The organism is Alcanivorax sp. HI0083 (assembly GCF_001635175.1).
On record NZ_LWFX01000063.1, the window covers coordinates 1 to 784 of the forward strand.

At 53.2% G+C, this 784-nt stretch carries 1 protein-coding gene and 1 pseudogene; both read right to left on the reverse strand.

Features of this window, described 5'->3' with window-relative positions; genetic code table 11:
• Positions 1–208 precede the first annotated feature (208 nt).
• Positions 209–343: pseudogene (locus tag A3754_RS25865) on the reverse strand (Cd(II)/Pb(II)-responsive transcriptional regulator); the annotation flags it as partial.
• A gap of 129 nt (positions 344–472) precedes the next feature.
• A partial coding sequence (locus tag A3754_RS00680; protein WP_197468344.1) for a transposase occupies positions 473–784 on the reverse strand: 312 nt, incomplete at its 5' end.

The following is a 784-nucleotide window of genomic DNA, read 5'->3' on the forward strand; positions in this document are numbered from 1 at the left end:
CGTTTAATATCGAGCTATATAACTATTGATCACCAGCTCTGCTCCCTCTGGCATGCTCTTCTCTACGCCACAGCCTTCAATAGCATTACTTGATGAAGCGTGAAAGTGTCTCTCGATGCCATTCCAGGCGCCTGTTGGCATGCTGGGTACCGAGGCTTATGTCGACAGGTGGCGGCGTGGTTAAGAACTATAAAATCGACACTTTGATCTATTGCGGTTGTAAGATGCCCTCGCTGATGCCAGCAAGAACCCCGCAAGCATCAACTTCACGGCCATCGTTGCACCTCGCTCTCAGGGAAACGAGTTGCTTCTCAAGCGATTGCAAAGCCGTTATCTGCGACCGCGCATCAGCAGACTTCCTGTTATAAGCAACCTGTTGGCTTTACACACCTAGAGAGTTAATCACAATGAGTTGGATTAAAGGGGTATCCGGATTAAGTGGTAGATGGAGCCCCCTTGCTCCTTCGAACCCTTAACTCTCCCAGAAGGTTGATAGATCGACGCCGTAGTTTTTCTCAGGCTCGGGAAGACCCATGCTGTAGGTCATGGTGGCCTTGCCCAGGAAGGGGGATTCCTTGATCTGCGGCACCTTCTTCTTGTGCTTGGTGGTGTAGAGCATCCGGGCCCGCATCACCTCGAATGAGTAGCCCCGGCCATCGCGGTTCTTGTCCTTGGCCAGCCGATTGATCGACTCCGTGAAGGCGTTGGTGATTGGGGTGTCGGTTTCGAAGTAGGCCAGCACCTCCTCGCGCCATCCGCTGACGGCGCTGACGAGATCCTTCCA